Source organism: Ruminococcus sp. Marseille-P328, assembly GCF_964249465.1.
Taxonomy (GTDB): domain Bacteria; phylum Bacillota; class Clostridia; order Lachnospirales; family Lachnospiraceae; genus Blautia_A; species Blautia_A faecis.
This window is the reverse complement of sequence record NZ_CAXUBQ010000037.1, coordinates 1-21957: the sequence shown is the minus strand read 5'-3', so window position 1 is coordinate 21957 and position 21957 is coordinate 1. Positions and strand designations below refer to the sequence as shown.

At 39.7% G+C, this 21957-nt stretch carries 25 protein-coding genes and 2 pseudogenes; 2 read left to right on the top strand and 25 right to left on the bottom strand.

The genetic code is table 11. The annotated features are described in order from the left end of the window. Positions 1–75 precede the first annotated feature (75 nt). Positions 76–471 (top strand): annotated as a pseudogene (locus tag ACESTK_RS18915) (transposase); the annotation flags it as partial. 256 nt (positions 472–727) lie between these two features. Here the strand turns inward: ACESTK_RS18915 and ACESTK_RS18910 are convergent. The 21 genes from ACESTK_RS18910 to ACESTK_RS18810 form a co-directional block, all read right to left on the bottom strand. Beyond that, the gene (locus ACESTK_RS18910; RefSeq protein ID WP_005339874.1) at positions 728–886 is read right to left on the bottom strand and encodes a rubredoxin; all 159 of its coding nucleotides are present in this window, start codon (positions 884–886) and stop codon (positions 728–730) included. A gap of 75 nt (positions 887–961) precedes the next feature. Continuing rightward, positions 962–1708: a peroxide stress protein YaaA gene (yaaA, locus tag ACESTK_RS18905; RefSeq protein WP_118583128.1), complete on the bottom strand. Its 747-nt coding sequence runs from the start codon at positions 1706–1708 to the stop codon at positions 962–964. Further along, the gene (bcp, locus tag ACESTK_RS18900; protein WP_195478322.1) at positions 1708–2163 is read right to left on the bottom strand and encodes a thioredoxin-dependent thiol peroxidase; all 456 of its coding nucleotides are present in this window, start codon (positions 2161–2163) and stop codon (positions 1708–1710) included. Before bcp ends, yaaA begins: the two co-directional genes overlap by 1 nt. 3 nt (positions 2164–2166) lie before the next feature. Then, a complete protein-coding gene (locus ACESTK_RS18895) occupies positions 2167–2379 on the bottom strand; it encodes a DUF6219 family protein (protein ID WP_005421604.1) in 213 nt (70 codons plus the stop codon). 179 nt (positions 2380–2558) lie between these two features. Beyond that, complete coding sequence (locus ACESTK_RS18890) at positions 2559–2987, bottom strand: hypothetical protein (RefSeq protein WP_270414355.1); 429 nt, start codon at positions 2985–2987, stop codon at positions 2559–2561. Between the two features lie 4 nt (positions 2988–2991). Then, on the bottom strand, positions 2992–3204 hold the full coding sequence (locus ACESTK_RS18885) for a sporulation initiation factor Spo0A C-terminal domain-containing protein (RefSeq protein WP_373120505.1): 213 nt from the start codon (positions 3202–3204) through the stop codon (positions 2992–2994). A 287-nt stretch (positions 3205–3491) separates the two neighbouring features. Then, the gene (locus ACESTK_RS18880) at positions 3492–3926 is read right to left on the bottom strand and encodes a bacteriohemerythrin (RefSeq protein ID WP_019161195.1); all 435 of its coding nucleotides are present in this window, start codon (positions 3924–3926) and stop codon (positions 3492–3494) included. A 76-nt stretch (positions 3927–4002) separates the two neighbouring features. After that, positions 4003–4167, bottom strand: a complete 165-nt coding sequence (gene rd, locus ACESTK_RS18875) for a rubredoxin (RefSeq protein WP_195993094.1) — start codon at positions 4165–4167, stop codon at positions 4003–4005. Between the two features lie 276 nt (positions 4168–4443). Beyond that, on the bottom strand, positions 4444–4815 hold the full coding sequence (locus ACESTK_RS18870) for a hypothetical protein (RefSeq protein WP_118583137.1): 372 nt from the start codon (positions 4813–4815) through the stop codon (positions 4444–4446). 259 nt (positions 4816–5074) lie between these two features. Further along, positions 5075–5314 carry a hypothetical protein gene (locus ACESTK_RS18865; protein WP_173770328.1) on the bottom strand — a complete coding sequence of 80 codons (240 nt, stop codon included), beginning with the start codon at positions 5312–5314 and terminating at the stop codon, positions 5075–5077. 398 nt (positions 5315–5712) lie between these two features. Next, on the bottom strand, positions 5713–8229 hold the full coding sequence (locus ACESTK_RS18860) for an FtsX-like permease family protein (RefSeq protein WP_373120503.1): 2517 nt from the start codon (positions 8227–8229) through the stop codon (positions 5713–5715). A 13-nt stretch (positions 8230–8242) separates the two neighbouring features. Further along, positions 8243–8908 carry an ABC transporter ATP-binding protein gene (locus tag ACESTK_RS18855; protein WP_014078567.1) on the bottom strand — a complete coding sequence of 222 codons (666 nt, stop codon included), beginning with the start codon at positions 8906–8908 and terminating at the stop codon, positions 8243–8245. A 118-nt stretch (positions 8909–9026) separates the two neighbouring features. Continuing rightward, positions 9027–10079, bottom strand: coding sequence for a sensor histidine kinase KdpD (locus tag ACESTK_RS18850; protein ID WP_118583144.1), 1053 nt, complete (start codon positions 10077–10079; stop codon positions 9027–9029). Then, positions 10076–10759, bottom strand: coding sequence for a response regulator transcription factor (locus tag ACESTK_RS18845; protein WP_187566616.1), 684 nt, complete (start codon positions 10757–10759; stop codon positions 10076–10078). Before ACESTK_RS18845 ends, ACESTK_RS18850 begins: the two co-directional genes overlap by 4 nt. Before the next feature lie 130 nt (positions 10760–10889). Then, positions 10890–10985 carry a winged helix-turn-helix domain-containing protein gene (locus ACESTK_RS18840; RefSeq protein ID WP_226836773.1) on the bottom strand — a complete coding sequence of 32 codons (96 nt, stop codon included), beginning with the start codon at positions 10983–10985 and terminating at the stop codon, positions 10890–10892. Between the two features lie 160 nt (positions 10986–11145). Then, a complete protein-coding gene (locus ACESTK_RS18835) occupies positions 11146–11991 on the bottom strand; it encodes a carbohydrate ABC transporter permease (RefSeq protein ID WP_118583148.1) in 846 nt (281 codons plus the stop codon). Positions 11992–12003: 12 nt separating this feature from the next. Then, entirely contained in the window at positions 12004–12888 is an 885-nt protein-coding gene (locus ACESTK_RS18830) for a carbohydrate ABC transporter permease (protein WP_118583150.1), read from the bottom strand. Positions 12889–12922: 34 nt separating this feature from the next. Continuing rightward, positions 12923–14173 (bottom strand): extracellular solute-binding protein, encoded by a 1251-nt coding sequence (locus tag ACESTK_RS18825; RefSeq protein ID WP_118583152.1) that lies wholly within the window; start codon positions 14171–14173, stop codon positions 12923–12925. Beyond that, a complete protein-coding gene (locus ACESTK_RS18820) occupies positions 14157–15965 on the bottom strand; it encodes a glycoside hydrolase family 13 protein (RefSeq protein WP_373120501.1) in 1809 nt (602 codons plus the stop codon). Before ACESTK_RS18820 ends, ACESTK_RS18825 begins: the two co-directional genes overlap by 17 nt. A gap of 41 nt (positions 15966–16006) precedes the next feature. Beyond that, complete coding sequence (locus ACESTK_RS18815; RefSeq protein ID WP_373120500.1) at positions 16007–17002, bottom strand: LacI family DNA-binding transcriptional regulator; 996 nt, start codon at positions 17000–17002, stop codon at positions 16007–16009. A 728-nt stretch (positions 17003–17730) separates the two neighbouring features. After that, positions 17731–18150 carry a hypothetical protein gene (locus ACESTK_RS18810; protein WP_373120499.1) on the bottom strand — a complete coding sequence of 140 codons (420 nt, stop codon included), beginning with the start codon at positions 18148–18150 and terminating at the stop codon, positions 17731–17733. A 155-nt stretch (positions 18151–18305) separates the two neighbouring features. On the opposite strand from ACESTK_RS18810, the pseudogene ACESTK_RS18805 reads away from it, so the two are divergent. Beyond that, positions 18306–18476, top strand: a pseudogene (locus ACESTK_RS18805) (hypothetical protein); the annotation flags it as partial. 8 nt (positions 18477–18484) lie between these two features. On the opposite strand, the gene ACESTK_RS18800 reads toward ACESTK_RS18805, so the two are convergent. The 4 genes from ACESTK_RS18800 to ACESTK_RS18785 all read right to left on the bottom strand — a co-directional run. Beyond that, a complete protein-coding gene (locus ACESTK_RS18800; protein ID WP_118583160.1) occupies positions 18485–19816 on the bottom strand; it encodes a threonine/serine exporter ThrE family protein in 1332 nt (443 codons plus the stop codon). A 27-nt stretch (positions 19817–19843) separates the two neighbouring features. Then, on the bottom strand, positions 19844–20650 hold the full coding sequence (locus tag ACESTK_RS18795) for a DUF4866 domain-containing protein (RefSeq protein WP_373120498.1): 807 nt from the start codon (positions 20648–20650) through the stop codon (positions 19844–19846). 166 nt (positions 20651–20816) lie between these two features. Further along, positions 20817–21290, bottom strand: coding sequence for a DUF2284 domain-containing protein (locus tag ACESTK_RS18790; RefSeq protein WP_118583164.1), 474 nt, complete (start codon positions 21288–21290; stop codon positions 20817–20819). 55 nt (positions 21291–21345) lie between these two features. Further along, the coding region (locus ACESTK_RS18785) for a LysR family transcriptional regulator substrate-binding protein (protein ID WP_195409837.1) at positions 21346–21957 on the bottom strand (612 nt) is incomplete at its 5' end.

Here is a 21957-nt window from a genome sequence, read left to right as displayed (position 1 = left end):
CCTGCTTTTGCAGGGTTTTGCTATTGTTGGAACCGCTTTTCTGATATAATAAATATCAGAAGGGCGGTGTTTTTTATGATGACGAAAAATGCAGATAAAAACAGAGAACAAATGATGATGTTTTCCATGGATGACATGGTACCTCAAAACCATATGCTGCGATTGATTGATAAAGCAATCAATTGGAATTTTATTTATGATCTGGTTGAAGAAAAATACTGTCCGGATAACGGCCGTCCCAGTATGGATCCCGTCATGCTGATAAAGATACCATTCATTCAGTATCTCTATGGGATAAAAAGCATGCGTCAGACCATGAAAGAGATCGAGGTAAACGTTGCATACCGTTGGTTTCTCGGACTAGACATGTTAGATCCAGTACCTCATTTCTCTACATTTGGAAAGAATTATACCCGCCGTTTCAAAGATACAGACCTTTTTGAGCATATCTTTTCAAAGATTCTGGAAAAAAGCACGGATGGAAATGAAAGCCGGGCTTACCTTTGCATGCATGAATCTGAAAAAACTGGCAAAGATCCTGGAAAAACGAGGTTGGAACACAGCCAGATTTTTGTTGATTTTGAAGAAAATAAAAAGAAAAGAAGTTTTAAAAGAAAAATGGTGCTGGGCATAACACCCAACACCAAGTTTGTCTACAGTCTGAAACCCTGTTGCTCACACGCACCAGGGTTTTTGTTTATCTAGCCGTATTTAAATAATCAGAATTTTATTCAACTTCTGAAAACTGATCTTTTCCAACATTACATAATGGGCATTCAAAATCTTCTGGAACGTCCTCCCACTTTGTTCCTGGTGCAATACCACCTTCAGGATAACCTTCCTCTTCATCATATTCCCATCCGCAAACGTCACATACATATTTCATTAGTTTGTTCCTCCTTCTATTATTATAATAATCAATATTACTGATTACCTTTTATTTAAAATAATCATTCAATCATCATTTTTTCCGTTCAAAAACATATTCTGCATCTGATGATAAATCAGAGCGGAATGAATAGCCTAGTCTATCAAATTTCTTAATATCCTCAGGATTTTCAATTCTGTTTTCAGCCATGAACCTAACCATTTCACCACGGGCCATCTTAGCATATGTACCTTTTGTCACCAGTTTATCTCCTGATAACTCACAAAATGTAATCGTAATGTATCTATCCTGTCGTGTCAGATATTTTTCTATGCACTTAGAGTATTCTTTCGATGCCAGATTGATTATAATCCTGCTGTTATCAATCACTGAGCGGTATAATAAATCTCCCCAGTACTCATACAGATTTTTTGTTTCTCCTATTCCAACCTTCGTCTGCATTTCCAAACGATAAGGCGTCACACCATCCCTTGGTTTTAACACACCATAAAATGCAGATATTATTCTCAAATGCTTTTGTACATACTCAAACTGACTGTCCTCAAACACGGATGGAGCCATATATTGAAAAGCAATTCCTTCATATGATAAGACAGCTGGGGTAAGTAAATGATAAAGATCCATGTTTTCCAATCTATTGAAGTTCTGTTCTGTAATTTTGTCATTACATTTCCAGATAGTCTTCAGTTCTTCTTTTGACTTACTTTTCAACCAACTTTGTATCTCTGTCGTCTTTTCAATAAATTCAGGCAATCCATCCGGCGCTATGCTGTCAGTATCTGTAATCATCTTTTTAGCAGGTGATAATATTATCTTCATTAATCTAATTCCTTGAGCATATTTTCAGGATCATCTGCAGCCTTGACTTTATCATTTGCCTTTATAATAATCCCCTGTTTATCAATAAGATATGTGGTTCTTACTACTCCCATAGAGACTTTGCCATAATTTTTCTTTTCTTTCCATACATCATATGCTTCAATAACTTTCCGCTCTGGATCTGCTAAAAGTGTAAATGCCAATCCATATTTTTCCTCAAATCTCTTATGAGAGGATACAGAATCCTTACTGACTCCAAGAATAACTGCTCCTTTTTCGGTAAACTGAGGGTATCGCTCAGAAAACCCACATGCCTGTTTCGTGCATCCCGCTGTATTATCCTTGGGATAGAAATATAAAATCACTTTTTTTCCTGTATAATCCGATAATCTATGTATTTTCCCATTTTGATCTGGCAACTCAAAATCCGGTGCCTTAACCCCTACTTCCAACATTATTTATCCCTCCCTTTCTGTATCTTTCTCTTTATTCGCCTTTTTCTTCCTATTCCCGGTAATCATTTTATGACCTGTATATATCGCCATTACCATACATAACATAGAACTTAAAGCAAAGTATTTGTGACTTGATTTTTGCTTTTTATATCCAGTGTAAAAAGTCCCAAGCATTGTGATCAATGCTCCTACTGACCAATATTTATGTGCTTTCATGTAATTCCTCCATTTTTTCAGTGTATTCAATTCTAATTATACGCTACCATATTCCTATGTCAATTTGATAATAGAGCATTTCTATAAAATTTTTCAAAATATCATTGTCAAAACTATGTATTGTTATCCTTTAATTTTTCTTTGAAATAATTGACAAAAAGCTTGCTTTCAGGCGATTACTATTTAATCTCTTTTCCATCTATATATAGTTGAAATTTATCAGGATTATTGACAACATCATAGTCCTTTCCGTATTCTACAGGTCTATATTCGGCTGTCATTACCGATTCCCCGTCTTCAATATCTTCTTTCCATAAATAGATGTTCATATCAATGCTCGTCGCATATCCTCTGTCTGTGGAGAATTTTGTCGAATGTAAAGAATCATCCTTGTACATCTGCAAAAGTTTTCTTGCAAACGCTTCTCTATCCTCAATATCTTCCCTATTTGCGACCACGGTTATATTTTCATCCCGATTTACAGAAAAAGTTCCAACTACATCTGGTTCGCCTTCTTTATGACTGGATTCAAATTTCCCATAAATACTTCCTGCAGCAATTATCAAGATTGCTGTTCCTGAAATTACTGCAATTATCTTTTTCTTCATATTTTTAATTTCCTTTTAATTTTTTTACTGCGTAATTGATTACTTCTTCCGGTGTGGGCCTGTCTCCTTTAAGTGTCATTTTCTTCCATTCTTCCTGCACTGCCGGGTCAGGATTAACAAATCCTGCATCTATGGCTGTCTGCATTTTTCTGCGTACTTCTTCTGGTGTTGTGTTATACTTTTCTGCAATCTTCTCATATATAGTTTTCTCTCTCATTCATTTTCCTCAGATATATAAGTGGAATTATATCTTGTTCTATAAAATCAATTTAGCATATTTCTGTTGGCATGAAAAGAGACTTTACAACTTAAAATTGGATAAAAAGGACAAAAAAAGAAGAGCTGCTTGCTCTTCCCATATAGTAGTAGTAAAATAATATGTCATGCCAGCGCAATATATTACCTAGAATATCGCTATAACAGGAAAGGGGCTGCATTATGACAGCCCCTAGTTTACTTCATCACGTTGTCTACATTCTGAGTGAACTCGTTCCCTGGTTTATTTTAGCATCGATCTGGATTTTGTTTCATAAAGATAAATTTTGCCACAGAGCGGTCGTATGTTTTAATGTGTCCAAACAGCCAGTCGATTACATTTTTCTGTACAAGTTCACTGAACCGATCTGTTGGTCCTTCATACTCCTGAAGGTATTCATACAGTTCCTGAATTGTCTTTTTAAACTCTTCATGTTTTTCATAATGTTTTTCACGCTCTGGATAACCGGCTTTTTCCTGAAGTGCTTCTTCTTCTTTAAAATGAAAGTCAGTATACTCGTTAAGATAATCCAGAAGTTTGATCGCCTTTACCTTGCTGTCGCCATTTTGACAGGCAATTACAAAGTTCTGAATACGGTCAATCAATTCTTTGTGCTGTGTATCGATTGTTTTATTTCCTGTTACTAAATTGTCATCAAAGGTAATGTTTAAATCGTAAGTCATAATTTGACCTCCATTTCTTTTATATGTTCTCTTAGGCTCTTTTAATGTCTGGCAGTTTCGTACCTGCATTTTCTGCTTAGTCTTCTGCAGGAACGAAAACATCTTTTCCTAATCCGCAGATTGGGCATGTCCAGTCATCTGGAATATCCTCAAATGCAGTTTCTGGAGCGATACCAGCATCTGGATCTCCTACTGCCGGATCATAAATATATCCACATGGTTCACATTCATATTTTTTCATAGTCATTTTCCCTTTTCAATGTCGATTTATTTTTGTTACCAAGTTCCTAGCAATTTTTCTAACACTTTGTTTCTTATATATCTGTATTATACATGATAATTATTCTTTTGTCAATAATAGTAATTATTATTATTTTTACACTTAGCATAAACTGATATTTGAATTGCACATTTACATATTGTATATATCATGGGAATAGTTGAATAAAAAAATGAACTCTATTCATTAAAGACAGAGTTGCTGGAAATTATTTCTCTCCAACAACTTTCTTCGTCTTTAAGTCCTTGAAACACAATACTGTCCAATCAGATTCATCCAACTGTTATATTTATTCTTTTCACACACCTTTCGACAAATTTCATTTTCCATCAATACACAGAACATCTTATCATAATCAAATGCCCAAACAGCACCATTCACATGGTTTTCCACTGCTTTCTGATCTATGTACTTTAAACGTGTGACCATTTTTTCAATTTCTCCATTTCTCAAGTTACCGATATTTTTGCAGATAAACCGAAAGAAATTCAACGTTGCATATTCGTCATGCCAATGGAACTCTTCTGGATTGTTTTTAATTTTACTGGCTCGCTGCTGTTCTTTGATTATCTGATCAGCTACACCTTTCATCGAATCTTCGTATCTCATATTACTCACCTACTCTTCCTCAACGCCCAGTGACGGTTTAAATCTTTTATCCTTTGCCTGCGGTACCACGATCTCATGATTTTGATGGGAAGCAATTACTTACTACAACTTGCAGAAGCGGATATCCAAAAGGCATTGTGGGAGCTGCCTTTGCTGACCGAAATCCATCTTCTTATGTAAAACCTGCAGGAATATAAAGGGAAAGTGACTATCTCTGCCGATTAATAATCCAAATAATATCGTCTATACCAATCTCTCCTTATGCTGTTTTTCTCTCCATAAACCATTTATCCACTTCGTAAAACAAGTGGCTTTCCTGCCCCTGTATCATACAGGTGTACATCATTCCTACACCGCCTGCCTTTCTGCTGGCGCACCGCTCGATTTTCAAAGTTCTGTCAATGCTATACTTTCTTCCATCCTCCCATGTAAAAAATATGGGAACCAGCTGTCCGTCTTTCCGAAACTCTGCTACTACATCTACATATACTTTGTTCATGCCGACACCCCACTATAAAATCTCAATTGCTCTTGGCGATGCCGGGATTCTGCGGATATATCCATTTAACTCCAACTGTTTGATTCTGGAAAAAGCAGATGATGTTGATCTTTAAACCATTAGTACACCATTTTTTCATCAAGATACGATAAATTACGACAAGATACGATAAGTACAAAATTTCCAAAAGCCGCACAAATACTGTATTTCCGGGCTTTTCCGCCTTTCTGTATGATAAGTTAATAGAGTTTTCAGCAATCAACAAATCAACTTTTTCTAAGGTTAGGCGAAATTTTTCAACACAATACAGGTAAGGCAGTGATTTCACTCGTTGCCCAAATTTTGTGACATTTGAAAACGGCCACCCCTTTTGGATGACCGTTTCGTATCTGCGTATTTTATTCGGCAATACGTAACCGCTCTACCACAGTTTTTTGTGCCATTTTGTTATAGCAGACCAAAGGAACAATGGCTGTAATGAGGAGCTGAGGGATAATACAGAGAAATACCGGAAGCAGGGTAAAATGCCATGTAAAATAGGTTAATTCCACACCCATCATCCGAACCACCGTTAGACTTGCTATAACGGAAAGTATCAGAGAACCTAAAAGGCCCAAGATAGAATAACCAATCCCTTCATATATCAGTATTTGCTTAACCTGCCATCCTGTCATACCTACCGATTGTAGCATTGCAATTTCTCTGTATCGAGACAAGATAGACGTTGTTATGGAGTTGATAAAGTTCAGTATGCCGATCAGAGCCAATATCGCACAAAGAGTGCCGCCCACAAGACGGAACATATTGATCATCCTGTCAAAGTTCTGCCGCAGGGTCACTTTTGAAAGATAATCCAAAGAGGTGTCCGTATTTTTAGTGTAGTTTTTCAGCCAGTTTTCGGTTGCAAGCTGGTGTTCATGATCCACATTGAAGATTGTTTTCATGGCCGGCTGATCGGCGGGTACCATATTTCCCAAAAGTTCATTGGTCGGGAAAATATAGTCCAATCCCATGTCTACCTGCAAAGGAGTTTGTAATGCGCTTGGAATACGTACCACAGCCAGCACATCATACACTTTATTTGTACCATCAAGCTGTGTCACGCTAATTTGATCGCCCGGTTTATACAAGCAAAGAGAACCATCACCCATCATTCGCAATGGAGTTACATACACGCCGGTTCCGGCTTTCCACTGTTCCGTGTTTAGTTCACCGTCTAACACCTGTACATATTCTGTCGGAAAATCATCCAAGCCATATACATTCACACCATGTTCCTGTCGAACCCTATAATTTTCCAGTTCATTTGCAATATCACTGGAAGGAGCAGAGAGTTCCTGTAATCGGGCGAGGTCGTTTTCAGAAAGCGGCTGTTTGGAAGTCCATAAGTAGATATTTCCTATATCTTCAAGACCATTCAAACTTTCTGTCTGGCTAATAAAATCCTGGCTTACATTCGCTGTGTTATATGGCGCATAATTGTTAATTACTGTTGTATCGGAAACTGTAAAATCTGTAAGGCTGAAATCAGCCACAAACTTATCAAAGTCAAAGGAGGTCACATAGGTATAAACGCTATTCAAGAGAACAATACTAAGGACAAAAGACAAAGTAACGATCATTACTTTTTTCTTGTTTCGAGTCAGATTGCTCTTTGCCATCATCATTGTGCTGATATGCTTACTGCGTCGCTGCTTTTTCTTTCCACCAGTCTGTTCAATATAGTGCAGTGCCTCCATCGGAGAAACTTTAGCCGCCAATATCGCAGGTTTTTGACAGCTAATGAAAACTGTAATTGCAGAAAAGACAATCGCTACCAAAAAGATCAATGGATTTACCGTAGTAACGACCCTTATATCATCAGTTAGCATATTTACAATCGCAGGCAACAACAACCGACCAATCGGCCATCCCAACAATAGTCCAATAGGAATACCCATAAGAGATAGCTTAATTGCTTTTTTATAAACGATTTTCCTTATTTGTCTTGCGGTGGTTCCCAGTGTTTTCAACATTCCATAAAACCGAATATCCTGCGCGATAGAAATATAAAACACATTGTAGATTAGAAGATAACCTGCGATAAAGATAACCGCAATACCGGTCACAAGGGGCAGCATGGAAGAAAGATTGACCGTTGCCATTTGGTAAGCGTCGTTAATACTTACCCGTTCATCTAAACCGTATTTGGAAGTCACCTCTAATGCCTGCTTTTCAATATTCCATGCCGTAGGCATCATCATAACAGCATCAATATAACCGGTTCCAACAGGTGGGGTTGTTCCGTCCGTTTCCCCGTGGATGACCGGAGCTACCTGTTCCGCATATGCTTTGGATAATAGCATTGTTTGACGGTACGCCACAGCATCCCCATCCCAAATGCCGCAAAGCGTAAAGGTATCGGTAAATGTATCCGTATCGGTTGTAAAGGTCAACTCCATTTGTGTGCCGACTTTATCCGGCAGTCCCATCGCATCCAGAACAATACGACTGGTGGCGATCTCATTTTTTTGTTCCGGCAGATGTCCGGTATCAGGAGTATTAAAGGTCAGTTCCGAATAAGTTTCATCACCATATCGCAGTTCCGTCGGCGTCTTATTGAAATCATCTCCCACGGCATTTCCTATGATAATTGAATATCCGATGTCTTTTATTCCTGTATCCGATGATAGCTTCTCATATTCCTCCCAGGATAAACGCTTGATACCAGCATGGGCAGAAGTGCCGGTTGTCCTAATATTACTTTCCTGCATAGCAGTCTGCAAGCTAATGGCAATCGTAAACAAACTGGTAAAAAGCAACGTAGCAAGCATGATTGCCAATACCGCAATCGTATTTTTTTGAGCTTTCAACGAGCGCTTTGCCAGAAGTTTCAAGACAAGTCTGTTGTTATTCCCAAATAAAATATCCGTCATGTTTTCGCCCCCTTTACTCGGAAATCCGGCCGTCCTCAATACGAATAATGCGGTCGGCAAGCTGGGCAATCTCATTGTTATGAGTAATCATCACAATGGTCTGATGAAATTTCTGGCTGGTCATTTTCAAAAGACCCAATACATCGCTGCTGGTTCTGCTGTCAAGGTTTCCAGTAGGTTCGTCGGCCAGGATGATAGCCGGTTTAGAAACAAGGGCGCGGGCAATCGCTACACGCTGCTGCTGACCACCGGACAGATTGTTAGGCATACTGTTCAGCTTTTCATCGAGAGCCAGCATTTTCACGACTTCATTCATGAAATGCTTATCAACGGTATCACCATCCAGCTCCACCGGCAAAACAATATTTTCATAGACGTTCAGCACAGGAACAAGATTGTAATTCTGAAAGATAAAACCGATGTTGCGTCTGCGGAAGATGGTAAGCTGTTCATCCTTGAATTTCGACAATTCTTTTCCTTTTACTTTGATACTGCCGGAAGTTGGAGTATCCAAACCTCCCATCATATTCAGAAGTGTGGATTTTCCACTGCCAGAAGTACCAACAATAGCCACGAACTCCCCATCCTCAATGGAGAGGGTTACGCCATCCAGTGCTTTCGTAATATTGGGCTTTGAACCATAATATTTTTTTAGTTCAGTCGTTTGCAAAATGCTCATAAAGAACACCATCCTTTCTTTCGTTAAGCCCATTGTAACGACCAAACCTCACAGGAATGTCACGAGCTATAAATTATTTCTGGACAATTCGGTTCTAAATGTCATAAGCCTGTGACATTTATTCTTCGGCGTACTTACTCTGTTCTCGAAGCAGGAAAACAGAAAAGGTTGACCCCTTCCCAACCTCGGATGTTACCCGAATATAACCGCCTTGCAAGGTTACGATCTCACGAGCCAGATACAGACCAATACCAATTCCATCTACATCATGTACGATGTCCTCCCGATAGAACCGCTTGAAAATTGCCCCCTGATGCTGTTCTGAGATGCCAATGCCTGTATCAGCAATGTCAATTTTCACATACCTTTCCAGGCTTTCAACCGAAAACCGGATTTGACCGCCCTCCGGCGTATATTTCACCGCATTATCCAAAATGTTGAACAGCGCTTCACCTGTCCATTTTCTGTCATGAGAAACGATCAAGCTCTCCGGGCAGTTCACTTGAACATTGATCTGTTTTTTCTCGGCGTTAAGAAGGATACCTCCCAATGCGGCGGCAAGCGTGTCATAAAGCGGCTGGCTTTTCTTTTCCAGAGAAATGACACCTGTTTCCAGACGCGAGGTTTTAATCATAGCCTGCATGAGAAAATCCAGTTTATCAAGTTGGGTGGCCTGTGCTGTAAGAAACTCTTTTTGCTTTTGCACAGGGACTTCATTTTCAAGCAGGGTGCTGTTAATCATTTTCGAGTTCGCAATCGGGGTCTTGACCTGATGGGAAATATCGGAAATTAGTTCTTGCAAGTCAGCCCGCTCTTGTGCAATGCTGTTCTTGTTTTCCTGCATGACTTCATACAAACGGTTCAGCCGATATTCAATTTTATAGAAAAGGCTTTCTTCTTCCACAGTCTGTTTCGGCTGCATATTCCCGGACAACATATCATCCATCAAACTGCAAAAAGCATCAGAGAACATCGCCAATTTGCGGCGAACCAGCACCATAAAACAAATAGAGCAAAACAGCACAAAGATGCCGAACAATAGTACATACCAAACAGCGGTTATATCTTGGATCAACGCATATAAAGCCACTGAAACCGTCACCATTGCTGCTAGCAGGAGAACAGCTAAAAAGATACAGGCTTTGTTGACGGAAAGTTTTCGCACATTCATTTCAGCGCCCCTCCGATCCACATATAGCCCATACCATATACCGTTTTGATGTACTGACGGTCGGGTGTTTCGATTTTGTTTCGTACCCGGCTGATAGCCGCAGTCAGAGCGTGTTCATCCACAAAATTTCCGTCTGCGTCCCACAGTTTTTCCAACAAGACTTGCCGCGTCAAAACAATCTGTGGATTTTTCATCAGGATTTTCAAAAGTCGATATTCCAGTGGGGTGAATGTAAGTGGCTTTCCTGACAGGGCAGCACTCATCTCTGAAAAATTGATGGTCAGTGTGCCATTCTCATAAGTATCACCACCATATTGTTTTGTCAGCCGCCCCAGCACCACCTCCAGTTTCTTTTGAAAGACGCTCATAGGGAAAGGTTTTGTCACATAATCCTCTGCGCCCAGTTCATACCCTTTGAGCATATCGCTTTCCATATCATTTGCGGTCAGAAAGATAATAGCGGTATCGGGGCGGCGCTCTTTTACCTCCCGGCAGAAGTCAAAACCGTTCCCGTCCGGCAAATTTACATCCAGTACAATCAGGTTATAGTCCTGCTTCGTCAAGAAACTACTGGCCGCTGATTTTGTCAGTGCAGAATCAACCGCATAGCCCGCAGTATTCAAGTTATAGCATAAAGTATTATTCAAAAGTCGATCATCCTCGACTACTAAAATTCGCATGGTATCACACTCCTTCATTTTCAGTGTAGCATCCAAATGTCACAGAAACCTCACTGAGATTTGTTTTCTTTTCTCTAATGTTGCAGATATGTCGCATAACCACATTATAATCACCGAAATAAGGTTCATTTCATATGATATCATATATTTGTTCTTTGCTAAACATTCTTCCGGGACTTCGCATTAATAAATGCAAAATTTCAAACTCTATAAAAGATAAATCTATTTTTTCCTGCTTTCGAAATAATTCCTTTTTATTGTTGTTTTCTTCACATCCTCATTTTTCAATTTAGGAGAGCGCCGCAAGCGGTCTTTCCTATAACGTGAAAAATCGAGCAGAAAGCCTATTGTTAATCACTTTCTACCCGATTCTTCTATTTTCATATTTAACCTTTTACACTTCCTGCCGTTAATCCTTCAATAAAGAATCTCTGACAGGAAATAAAAACTACAAGTATTGGAATTAAGCTCAGTACAGAGAGTGCAAAAACATATCCCCACTGTGTAAACTGATGCTGTCCGAAAAATCCGGAAATAGCGATGGGCAATGTTCTTTTCAGATCGTCATTAATGACTGTATTGGCCCACGGAAATTCTTCCCATGCAGTAAGGAAATTAAAAATAGATACAGAAGCAATTCCTGGTTTCGTTAATGGAAGAATGATTCGGAAAAAAACAGTAAATACACTTCCACCATCTATATAGGTTGCTTCATCCAACTCCCCGGGAATGTTCTCTACAAACCCTTTTATCATGAAAGTAGAATAGGGAATAACCCATGCAACATAAAACGGAATTAACCCGCTTAATTTATTGATCACCTTCAGTTTGACCGCTAACTCATACTGGGGAACAATCAAAGTAGTCCCAGGTATGATCATGGTCAGCATGATAAACGTGAATAAGAACTTACGTCCCGGAAATTTAAACCTCGCAATACAGAATGCCATTGCTGCCGCAACAATTGCTGCTATTGTTACCGTCACAGTGGAAACAAAAATACTATTGATAAAATTGTTTCCGAACTTCTTTTGGTGCAGAATATACTGAAAATTTTCCAAGGTAATTTCTTTTATTTTTGGAAAAAATCTGGGAGGATATTCATATAATGCACCATTTGGCTTCAATGCAGTACTCAGCATATAGATCATTGGAAGAACAACAATGATAAGACCGAGAGTGAGGATTATGTATGTGATTCCTTTATAAACAGCTTTTTTGGATATCTTCAAGTTCCCCACCCCCTAATCCAGTTTACTGTGATCCATCATCCGGAATTGAACAACTGCCAATATTCCTAATACCACCGCAATAATAAAGGAAAGTGCTGCGGAATAACCAAATTCACCTGTACTAAATGCCTTATAATACATCCAGGTCAGCACACTTTCTGTTTTATGTCCTGGATTTCCATCTGTGATCATTTTAATCGATGTAAACACATTAAATCCACCAATGGTGAGCATTACCAGTGCAAACAGGATCGTTCCTTTTATGGAAGGAATTGTCACATAGATAAATTTGGCAATAGTTCCGGCACCATCTAATGCTGCAGACTCATATAAGTCTCTTGGAACAGTCTGTAAAGCAGCTAAAAAGACTACCATATTCCATCCGATTCCCTTCCAGGTTCCCAAAAGCATTGCAACGCTCATGCCGCCCCACCGACTGTCCAGCCAATGGATGTTTCCACTGATCAGATGTATTACTTTGGTAAGAAAATAGTTTAGCAATCCTTCCGTGTTAAAAACATACTTGAACACTAAGGATGCAATTACCCATGAAGTAATAACGGGAAGGTAATATGCCACTCGATAACTAATGGAAAATTTATTAATATTGTTTATGAGCATTGCGATCAGAAGTCCAAGTATCATTTGTGCTGGTACTGTTACCAATGTATACACAATGGAATTCGAAAATGACAGGTGAAAATATGGATCCGTTAAAACCTCTTTATAGTTGGCAAATCCGATGAACTCCTGATCAAACATAGAGCCAAAATCCCATTTGAAAAAGCTTGTGATAAATAATTTTACGATTGGATAAATGGTAAAGAATCCAAAAATCAAAATACCTGGAAGGAGAAGAAATCCAATCTGGATATTTTGGCTTTTCTTTGTTTTCATACAATCCCTCCCGTTAACTTAAGAATCTGTTCTATTATTCTTCTGCTAATAAAGCGTCTACTTTTTCTACTAGTTCATCCATGGCGTCCTGTGCGCTCTTTTCATCATTCATAACAGCGCTTACAGCAGTTGCCAGTTCGCTGTCGATTTCAGACCAGCAGGATACGGTAGGTCTGGATTCTGCGGATTTAATAGCCTCGATAAATGGTGCAAAATCAGCATTTTTTACGGTATCGCTTTCGAGAGTAGCTTTATTTACCGGAATCTGGCTGCATTTTGCCATTTCTTCCTGCGCAAACTCACCAGTCATAAATTTCATGAATTTCCATGCAGCATCTTTGTTTGCCGTATTAAACATGGAAATATCCTCGCCGCCAAGAACAGAATGGGAACCGCCCTCGCCTTCTGGCATTGGAGCTGTTGCGTATTCAAAATCTGGATATGAGCCTTCCATTTCAGAGATTTTCCACGGACCATCCATGATCATGGCATATCTTCCAGTTCCAAAACCATCCGTCATTGGGATATCTCCACTATTCCATCCAGTGATCGCACCTTCTTTATACAGATCCGCAAGTGTCTGGATTGCATTTACGGTTTCAGCGCTGTTTAAGTATCCGGTAGCCTTGGTCTGATCCTCATTGGTTATGGAACCACCCATGCTCCAGATAAACGGACATAAATTCCATCCTGCTAATGCTGGTTCATCATAGCCCCAGATCTGCTGGCCATTTTCATTTTCGCCCGCTAGCTTCTTGCAGTCCTCTATAAATTCATCCATAGTAGTCGGCGCAGAAAGTCCGGCATCTTCGAAGGCCTTTACATTATAAAACAGTATTTTCGTATTTGTATTTAACGCAAGTCCGTAAGTATCCTGTCCAATCTGAGCGGTACTCATCGCACTTTCCAGAAGACCGTCCGCTACTTCCTGATAATCATCCATCTCCTGGTTCAGAGGTACTAAAATTCCCATTTTTTCAAATTCAGGTACCCAGGCACTGTCAAGTCGTGCTACATCTGGAAGCGTCTCAGATTTGGCACTGATCAGGATTTTTTCATGAAGATCTGACCATTCATGAGAAACTGCATTTACCTTAATGTCAGGATTTTCTTTTTCAAACTCAGGGATCAAAACATTATTCAATGTCTCATTTTCGGCAGACTGTTCGCTGTAATGATGCCAGAAATTGATGGTAACCTCTTCTGCATAACAGGGTGCTGCACCTAATGCTGTTACACACATTGCTGCTGATAAAATGGTAAATAACTTACTGCTTTTTCTCATTTTTCATTCCTCCTGTTTTTAAAATGATGCCTTCAAATGCTCTCAATGATAACTTTAAAGCTCCCTGGCAGGAAATCATGTCTTCATTAAAATATCCTGCGTTTACCAGCTTTTCTGCCTGATAACTTTTTCCTGTCAATAAATCTTTGTACTCTGCAATCTTAAGAACGGGAAGCCGCACTTCAGTCGCTTCTTCTGCCACATTAATGAGTACATAAATTTGTTGGTTGTCTGACTGGCATAAATACCCGTATGTCATCTTTTCACATACAAGTGGTACAATGTTTCCTGTTCTTAAACATGGATTCTTTTTTCGGATACGGATTATTTTTTTGTAAAAAGATAATACATCTGCATTCTGTTTTGCGGGGTTCCATTCCATGCATCTTCTGCAATCGGGATCATTGTCACCATTTAAGCCAATTTCATCACCGTAATAGATGCTTGGAGCCCCTGGGAAACACATCTGGAACAAAGCGGCCAGTTTCAAACGGCGAATATCACCGCTGCAATTCCATAAAAATCGTTCCGTATCATGACTGTCCAGCGGCTGGAAAAGCGCCTGCCTGATTTCTTCCGGATAATGGGAACGCATCTGGCAAATTCTGTGGTTAAACATTTTTGCATCAATGCTGCCCCTGGCAAGAAAATCCCTCACACTATCCCGGAATACATAATTCATGATACTGTCTACGGATTTTTCATCCAGCAAGGAAAATCCATCTCCCCATGTTTCTCCCAAAAGGAGACAATCCGGATACGCTGACTTAATCCGATATCTGATTCTTGTCCACAAAGAGGGATCGATTTCATCTGCGACATCTAAGCGCCATCCATCAATATGATACTCGTTCAGCCAGAAGACCATCACATTGTAAATATAGGCCTGTACTTCCGGATTTGCCGTATTCAGTTTTGGCATATATCCATAGTCCCCGACACACTCATAAACTGCATCTGTTTCCGATACTTCTACAGGAAATTTTATGATATAAAACCAGTCACAATACCTGGATAATTCCTGTTTTTCAAGTATGTCCTGAAAGGGAGCGAAATGTATGCCACAGTGATTGAATACCCCATCAAGAACGATTTTTATCCCATATTTATGACAGGTTTCAACCAGTTCCTGAAATGTTTCCTTTGTTCCGAAAGAAGGATCAATCTCCAAATAATCCGTTGTAGCATATTTGTGATTAAAATCCCCTTTGAATATGGGATTCAGATACAGGCATTCCACTCCAAGAGAATTCAGGTATTCCAGATTTTTCAGAATTCCGGAGAGATCGCCTCCCATATAATTCTCTCTGTTAGGTATTGTTCCCCATTCCTGACAGCCAGAAGGATCATTAGAAGAATCCCCATTAGCAAAGCGTTCCGGGAAAATCTGATAATAAATAACTCCTTTTGCCCATTCAGGAACTTTTAAAACATTAGTTTCATTCGCATAGAGGAATTCATAAAATCCATCTTCTGGTTCGTTTTCACTGGTTTCCCATGCATTCTGGAAATAAATCTTTCCTGCGGTGTCAGTTAATCTAAAGTAATATTTCAAATACCTTAACGTATCTTCTGTAATCACTTCTGCTGTAAAATGATCTCTCACACCATCTCTAGTAACACGCTGCATAAGGTAACTGCTGATCTTCTCTGGTGAAGTTCTTGGAAAAATCAGCAATTCGCAGGTTCTAATATCACCTGCAGCGGCATGTATCGTCACCACCAATTTCTTTCTGCTGGCAAGATACACATCCGGATAGCCTGCATGATGTTGTACTGCCGGTATATTCATTTTTTCTCCAATTCTGCATTGGTTTTGATATCCTCACTCTATTATACCTTTCGAGTAGACAACCTAGGAATCAACTCAGTTGAAATTAGGTTCTCTCTTTGTATAAAGTTTTGATCTTTTATCTTATTTATCAAAACCTCTGCTGCCATTTCCCCAAGCTTGTAAGTATCGATATCCACTACAGTGAGCGGCGGATCCATATATTCTGCAAAGGGATAATTATCAAAAGTTACAACTCCAATTTCTGTGGGTACCTGCTTTCCAAGTTTTTTCAATGCCTGCAGAACCTGAAAGGCAATTATATTGTTGGAGCATAAAAATGCATCTACATGTTTATGTTCTGTTGACTCTATAATTTTTCTTTCCAATTCTTCTTCATTCTTTTCCTTAAAAATAATACAGGTATTTTTTCCCTCCAAAGCTTTCTCATAACCCTGGATCCTTCGTTTGGTAAACATGGCTTCCAGATCATCTGCCACATAAGCAATTTTTCGATAGCCGCATTTAAGTAAATGCTCGACTGCTTTTACGCCTCCCTGGAGATTATCCATATCTACCCAGTTCATGGTTTCATTTTTCTCTGATGTTTCTCCCATTACCACCCATGGAATGTTTTCATTTCTCAGGGCTGATAAAATATTCTGGTTCAAGTCTGAAGCTGTCAAAATTAATCCATCAACTCTGTGTCCAAAAATGAGCTCGCATGCAGGAGAACTTTTTTCTTCCACATCATTTGTGATCAGAAGACTGTATCCATTTCTCTGTGCTACTTTTTCCATTGCATAAACACTTCGCGTGAAAAAGGTATTGGCAAATGCATTTTCATTGTCAGCATCTACCACTAGCCCGATCGTAAGGGACTTTCCTTTCGCAAGGTTTCGTGCAAGGCTGTTTGGATGATAATTAAGCTCTTTCATTGCTTTATAAACTTTATTTTTCATCTCATCTGAAATTGGTGCAGTTCCATTGATCACTCTTGATACAGTAGATTGAGAAACTCCCACTTTTTTTGCGATATCATTTAACGTTGCCCCCATATACATCCTCCCTGATATAAGATTTTTTTCTGATTTTTATAGGATTCTTTACATTATCCGTGTTGTTGGTGTCATTATTATAACCTTATATCAGATATTATGCAAGCGGTTGCATTCCATGGTAAAAAAATAATTTTCTTGTGAAAACCTCCTTCCATTCACGCATTATGCAATCGGTTGCATAATGCGATTTAATATATGCGCTTCCTTTATGAAAGCGCTTGCATTAACTATGCTTTAGTAATACCACTTATTATTAGAAATGTCAATTAAATTTTAAAAGGAATTGATATTTTGTATATTACATACAAAAATTTGTTTTGATTTTTATAACATTATCGTTTTAATATATAGTATTTCGGCCTTATATGCTTAGCTGATTCAGCTGGTTTGATTGCTTTTTCAACTGCAGATTTTAATTTCGATTTTATATTTTTTAACATCGTTATATCTGCAATGTTTCCTTCAACAGCAAAATCAATGGCTCTTTTATTCTAATTGTCTCCCTTTATCCCAGCATAATATGCAAAGCCGATATTCTGATATTCATAATGACAACGTTGAAATGCTTGAACACATGCAGTTTCATTTTGTCCAAGTTGTTGCAGAAATTGCATAATCTCTTGAGTTTCCATTTATAAAAGGCAAGCCTAAAAAAGACCTGCCTTTTTATATTTTATTATTTTTTACAGTGCATATAATTTCTACCGATGTACTTCTTAATATGCTTATAATTTATATTCTTTATAAAGCTCCTCACGATACTCTTCATCCTCAGAGGCCTTCTCTGCATCCGAATAACGTTTGTTCTTCAGAAGAATATTCATAAATGTTCCTAAACGGTTTTCACTCTTTTTTTCGCCTTTTTTTTCGCCTTTTTTTATACCATTTTCCTCGGCATAGGAAATCATACTTAACATATCAGCCACCTCCTTTTGTCGGACCGGTTTATCAGAGTCCGGAATATATGATAATACTTTTTCCTGATTACCTGAAAACAATCCATATAAAAAATCAACGAGTCCTTTTTGATCTTGATTTTCTCCGCCAAGTCTTACGATGATTATTTCTATAAGGTCTGCTTCGGCAGTATTAATCTTGATATCTGGTCTTTGTTCAATTTGCACATTCCCATTTATTACGTCCATTTTAAACCATTAGTACACCATTTTTTCATCAAGATACGATAAATTACGATAAAATACGATAAGTACAAAATTCCCCAAAGCCGCACAAATACTGTATTTTCGGGCTTTTCTGCCTTTCCGTATGATAAGGTTTATTATTTTGCACAACTTTATCCATAAACGCAGAGAATCCCCGCCTAAAGGCGGAGGATTCTCCATATCATTCATATTTCCAATCGGTTCCCAGTCAATGCCTGTATGGTCAAAATCACCGGTCAGAAGAAAATATCAGATATCCTTTTCACAATTTCACCAATCACATTTATTACGGTCTTTGTTACAAGCACAAATCAAGTCAGGTACAATACCGAAACGTCTTATCTGTTAAAATCCTTGCAAAGATTAGTCCAAGCGGAAGCGATGCAATGATCAGAAGCGCAGCTGCAAACCAGGATGCAGAAACGGATAAGGACATGATTCCAAGGTTATAAAATCCACGGTATAAATAAAGCCCCGGTACCATGACCACAATGGAAGGCACTGTCACGGAAATCCTTGGATAACCCACCTTATTTTTCAAAAGGGAGGCAAGAAGTCCGGCTGTAAGTGCCCCTATAAATGCAGCTACTGCCGGAGGTAAAGCTACGAGATCCACCAGTTCAAGACGGAGGGTATTTGCAATTGCACCAAGTACTGCCGTAGAACAGGCAATCCTGACTGGGCTGTTAAACATGATGGAAAAACCGAACACGCCGAAAAAGCTTGCAGCAAGCCGTGTGAGGATCCACATTGCAGCAGACATACGGATCTTTATGAAATCCACTGGCTGCAGGTGAAGGAGCATAGCCATGATCCAGGCAGACATGGCGGCTACCAGAACAATGATCAGTGCATAAGTGAGCCTTTCCATGCCAGAACGCATATCCAGCTTTGCCAGGTCAATTCCGCTGGTAATAAAGGGAAAACCAGGGATGATAAAAAGCATGGCACAGATATATCCTGCTTCATGCTGAATGGAAATCCCAAACAGGATTTCCCCTAATTTCAAAAGTCCTGCATATACAAAGCATGCCAGAGAAACCGAGGAAACAATTCCAAGAAACAGGGTAAAATGATGCTTTGTTAATTTACAGCGAAAGAAATTTCCAAGTCCTGCGCCAACAAAAGCACAGAACATTTCTACCAGTCCTCCGCCCAGAAGGAAGGTAAATCCACAGCATGCAATGGCGGCAGCCAGCCCCAGGGCTACCGGGGAATAAAGGCCATGAATTCTTTCAATCTCATCCAGATAGCTATGAAGCTCTTCCCCGGACATATTTTTCCCCTCTGTTTCAAAATTGCGGATAAAATGCTCCAGCCGGTTCAGCTTTGACGTATTCACCCCTGTATTGGTAAGACATAACGACTGGGTAAATCCGTTTTCCCCATCAAAACAGGTGTACTCAATGGACATCAGCCCGATATCTGTGGTGCAGGTAATCCCCATCGCTTCCGCCAGGGCATTCATAGAGCTTCGGACTCTCCATGCTCCAGTTCCACAGGATAAAAACATAATCCCTACACGTCCTATAATGGAAGCCTTTTCCGTGATGCTCGCATTTATAACGGGAGTATTTTTGCCATTTTCATCGGTGTATTCATGCCACTCCACGTCCATGTGATTTTTTCTGACCCTCTCCAACTGCATAAAGCCACTTCCTTCAAAAAAGTCTCATTATAATTTCAGGCTGTCATTTCCAGCCTGTTCCATCATCCGTTCCCTGCAGGCAAGGACGATTCCATCAATTTCCTCCATGCGCTGAAGCATTTTCTTCTCAAACTCATGGATAGGAAGGAGAACGCCAAGCTCATCAAAGGGTTTATCGGGACTTTCTTTTTTTATACCGGTCTCCTGTCCATAGAATACGACGGCATGCGGTGCTGCCTGCTGGATTTCCTGGAAAGTCTTCCATACAACGGCATAAGTCTGGGCTTCTGTAAGACCCAGCTTACAGGTATCCGGGAGTGCATAAAGGATCAAGATTCCACGCTGGCGTTCTTCTTTTTCTTCTTTAATTTCCAGTCCGTCCGTGTAAGAATGTACAATGTCATATCCATCTGCAAGGTAAAGCCCGGACCTGGGTACACACTCATGCCTGTCAAATGTCTCTTTAAATTTTCCGTATTCATGAGCGGAAACCATCTTCCCTGTTTCTGGAATAAGCTCTCCTTCCACATTAGTAAGAAGAACCGGGTTCTCTCCTGCTTTTCCATGGAATTTTCTTGGAATCAGGTAGGCTTCGCGGAGCAGATCAAACATACTTTTGCCACACAATTCCAGAAGAAGAGCACTTACATCCCCGTTCTGGTAAGCGTGAAAGAGTACCTGCAAAAAGTGGTCCGGATCCTCATCCACCAGCATATGTTCATCGTCCAGATATTGGTAAAACACTTTCCGAAGCCTTCCTGATGCCTCCGGGGAAGCCAGGATTCTGGAAAAAATATCTTCTACAGCTTGTTCTCTTGGTAAAACTGTTTTCATACTAAAACGCCTCTTTTTCTGTTTGGATCATAATGAGAACTGTACCTGTCTCTTTTCGGGAGGGATTATAGCATTGTTATAGTCATACCGCAATAGGATGAGAGATTTCTTTTTCATATCATATTTTTATGTCTGCCATATCACAGACCGTTGTAAGTGTTTTCCATTATAAGTTTCCATGAAATAAAATTTGTGAAAAATACCGTATCTTATCATCGGTCCCCCAGCAGGTCATTCCCACCGCATCTGCCATTTCCTGGGCATCAACACAGTAGGCGGACAGGCAAGAATAGTGCCTGTAAGGACCAGCGGACATGATCAGCAGGTCGGTATTTCCAGATTCCATTATTTTAGAGGCCAACTGTTCGGTGAGTTTATTGTGCGCAAGCTTCGCCATTTTATAGTCCATATCCTTACTTTGTATCGTCTGTAGAATAAGCGCTTTTTCATAGGCAAATACCCTTTGTTTCATAGTTTCTACCGTTCCGCATTCAGGTGGACATGCTGGATTTACGTTGTAACATCCACACTGATTTTCTTCACAAAACTTTCGGTATTCCGGTTTGAATACGAGTTTTTTTGTGTCCATGATTGCCGTATTTGAAAAACCAAGTTTTTTCGCTTCTTTTATGTAATCCATAAAGTACTTTCTCCAAGTTTTTTCTAATTACCAAAATTTTTTCCATACGCTGTTTTTATACATGCCCTAATAGAATGGTATTTTTTAATTCCCTTGCCGCAGCTCCCATAGGATGCTGGCTGTCATACACCAGGCAGATCTGGCGCTCCGGTATTTCATCTTTTAATGGAATCTGTACGATCTCTTTTTTCAAAAGGGAAGGTGCGGCCATCGGCTGGGGCAAAAAGGCAAGCCCGAGCTCGCATTTTACCAGAGGCAGAATCTGATCCGCAGTGGCAGCTTCCGTATCCGGGGAAAGATCCAGACCATGTGATAAAAATACACTGTTGTAGAATTTATAGGTCATAGTTTCCCGCCCAAGAGAAATCAGCGGATAGTTCTTTACCTCCCGAAGGGAAAGCTCCTGACTGCTAAGGGCGGTAAAAGTAGTGCCTCCAACCAGAATCTCCTGAAACGGCATGAGCATGATCTGTTTCAATGGGAAATCCACCTCTGCCGGAGTGGAAACTACTGCAAAATCAATCTTTCCACTCTTAACTGATTCAATGGCTTCCGGTGTGGAATGGTTGTATAGCCTTAGCCGGATTCCAGGATAAGTCATGTGAAAACTTTTTAATTTATCCAGCAGGAAAATATTGAGGGCAGTTTCACTGGCACCGATGGCTAC